The sequence below is a fragment of the Micromonospora sp. NPDC047812 genome (assembly GCF_040704175.1).
Lineage (GTDB): Bacteria > Actinomycetota > Actinomycetes > Mycobacteriales > Micromonosporaceae > Micromonospora.
The window spans coordinates 1-2,940 of record NZ_JBEYRY010000031.1 but is presented as its reverse complement, the minus strand read 5'-3'; the positions used below and the strand labels follow the sequence as shown (position 1 = coordinate 2,940).

Here is a 2,940-nt window from a genome sequence, read left to right as displayed (position 1 = left end):
GCGTCAACACCCTCGAGCAGCAACTGCCAGAACCCGTCCGGGTCACCAACCCCACCCGGATACCGACACCCCATCCCCACAATCGCCACCGGCTCGTCGACACCCGCACCCACCGCCACCGGCGCGAGGACGTCGGTCTGCTCACCGAGCAGTTCGGTCAGCAGGTACCGGGTCAACACCTCCGGGGTGGGGTGGTCGAACACCAGCGTGGCCGGCAGCGACAACCCGGTCGCGGTGGCCAGCCGGTTACGCAGCTCCACCGCGGTCAACGAGTCGAAGCCGAGCTCGCGGAACGCCCGATCAGGTGCGACTGCCTGAGCACTATCGTGACCAAGGGCTGTGGCCGCGTGGGTACGCACCAGTTCCAGGACTGTCCGCTGGCGTTCCTCGACTCCCATAGTGGCCAGCCTGGTGGTCAGGTCCACCGGCGTATCGGTTGTGGTCGCCGTCCGGCGGGCGGAGCCGCCGGCCAGCACCTGCCACAGCGGTGGCAGGCCACCGGCGCCGACGCGACGCAGCGCGGCCAGGTCCACCCGGATCGGCACGAGCTGTGGCTGGTTGGTACGCATTGCCGCGTCGAACAACGCCAGGCCTTCTTCAGAGGACATGGGAAGGATGCCGTTGCGTCGCATCCGGTCCAGGTCGACCTCGTCGAGATGCCCGGTCATCGCTGACTGCTGGGCCCACAGTCCCCACGCCAGTGACTGTCCGACCAGGCCGGCGCTCTGCCGTCGTAGTGCCAGGGCGTCCAGGACGGCGTTGGCCGCGGCGTAGTTGCCCTGTCCCGGTGACCCGAGGGTGGCCGCTGCGGAGGAATACACCACGAACAACGCGAGATCCGAACCCTGGGTCAGTTCGTGTAACCACCACGCCGCGTCGGCCTTGGCCCGCAGTACCGTCTGCAGCCGCTGCGGCGTCAACGCCTCAATCACCCCGTCGTCAAGCACTCCGGCGGTGTGCACCACCCCGACCAGCGGATGCTCGGCCGGCACCGCCGCCAACACCTCAGCCAGGGCATTCCGGTCAGCGACGTCACACGCCGCCACCCGCACCCGCGCACCCAGCTCGGTCAGATCAGCGACCAGCTCCGTCGCTCCCGTCGCGGCCGGGCCCTGCCGGGACAACAACAACAGATGCCTGACCCCGTGCGTGGCGACCAGATGCCGGGCCACCAACCCACCCAACACCCCGGTCCCGCCAGTGATCACCACCGTGCCACGCGAATCCAACCCCGCCGGCAACCCCTCAGGGCCAGGCAGGGGCAGCCGGCCAGTACCGGCTCGGGTCAACCGGCGGGCATACAGTTCACCAGCGCGTACCGCGATCTCCGGTTCGCCGCTGTCGAGCACCGCCGTGAGGATCCTGCCCAGTTCGTTGTCGTTGCCGGGGTCGGTGTCATCGTCGAGGTCGAGCAGGATGAATCGGTCGGGGTGTTCGGACTGCGCGGAGCGGACCAGGCCCCAGACCGCAGCCGCGGCCAGGTCACTGCCATCGGTGGCGCCGCGGGTGATCACCACCAGGCGGGAGCCGTCCGTGGCCGCATCGGCCAGCCATTCCTGGATCCAACCCAACACCAGCGTGCTCGCCGCGTGCGTGGCCTCGACAACGTCGACAGCATCGCCCGCGGCTGGTAGCTCGCCCGTAGCCGGTAGCTCGGCCACCACGACCGTGGGCAGCTCGCCATCAAGCCGGCCTGGCGGGTGGGACACCAGTAGAGGTTGCGGCCGCTGCCCGTGCCATGCCCAGACCGGTTCGGCAGTCACCGGCGCGTCGGGTTCCGCGCCTGGTAGCGGTACCCATTGCACCTCGAACAGTGACTGCGCCGCGTCCGGTATCCCGGTGCCCAGTTGGTCGGTGGTCACTGGCCGCAGTACCAGCGAGGTCGCGGTCAGCACCGGCTGGCCGGTGGTGTCGAACACGGCCACCGCGATAGCGCCGTCGTCGGCTGGTGTCAGCCGGACCCGTAGCGTGGTCGCTCCGGTCGCGTGCAGCTGTACCCCGCTCCACGCGAACGGCAACACCGCGGCGTCGTCGTCGTTGAGCAGTCCGGTCAACCCGATCGGATGCAGCGCCGCGTCCAGCACCGCCGGATGCAACCCGAACCCGTCCGCTTCGACGTGTTCGGGCAGTGTCACCTCGGCGTACACATCCTGGCCGGCACGCCATACCGCCCGTAGGCCCCGGAACACCGGCCCGTATACGTACCCGCCGTCGGCCAGCCGTTCGTACAACCCGTCGACAGCCACCGGTCGGGCGCCGGCTGGTGGCCACTGCCCCAACCCGGCCGGGACCCGACCGGCCTGCGGGCTCAGCACACCAGTGGCATGCCGAGTCCACGAACCCTCCACACCCTCCACACCCTCTGCCCGGGAGTACACGTTGACGGGCCGTCGACCGTCCTGGTCGGGATCGCCGACCCATACCTGCACCTGCACCCCGCCCTGCTCGGGCAGCACCAACGGCGTCTGCAGCGTCAACTCCTGCACCAGGGCACAGCCCACCTGGTCGCCGGCGTACATCACCAACTCCACGTACGCCGTTCCCGCCAGCAGGACCGAGCCCAACACCGCGTGATCGGCCAGCCACGGCTGCGCAGACAACGACAGCCGTCCGGTCAACAACACCCCGTCCCCATCGGCCAACGACACCGCCGCACGCAACAACGGATGATCGGCCGAACCCAGCCCCAACCCCCGAGCGTCTCCCACACCGGCCAGCGCCGTCTGTGGCCAGTACCGCTGATGCTGGAACGGGTAGGTAGGCAGTTCCAGAGCCCGCCGAGCGGTACTCGTGTCGAGTAGTGCCGGCCAGTTCACCGCCACGCCGTGTACGTGGACACCGGCGACCGCGGTCAGGAGTGTCTGCGGCTCGTCCCGGTCGGCGCGCAGCGCTGGTAGCCACACGTCTGTTTCGGGGGTGTCGGAGTCGGCCATCGAGGTC

Annotated in this window: 1 protein-coding gene; it reads right to left on the bottom strand. The window is 69.6% G+C overall.

The genetic code is table 11. The features are described from left to right. The coding region (locus tag AB0883_RS30700) for an SDR family NAD(P)-dependent oxidoreductase (protein ID WP_366644759.1) at nucleotides 1–2,690 on the bottom strand (2,690 nt) is incomplete at its 3' end. Nucleotides 2,691–2,940: the final 250 nt, after the last annotated feature.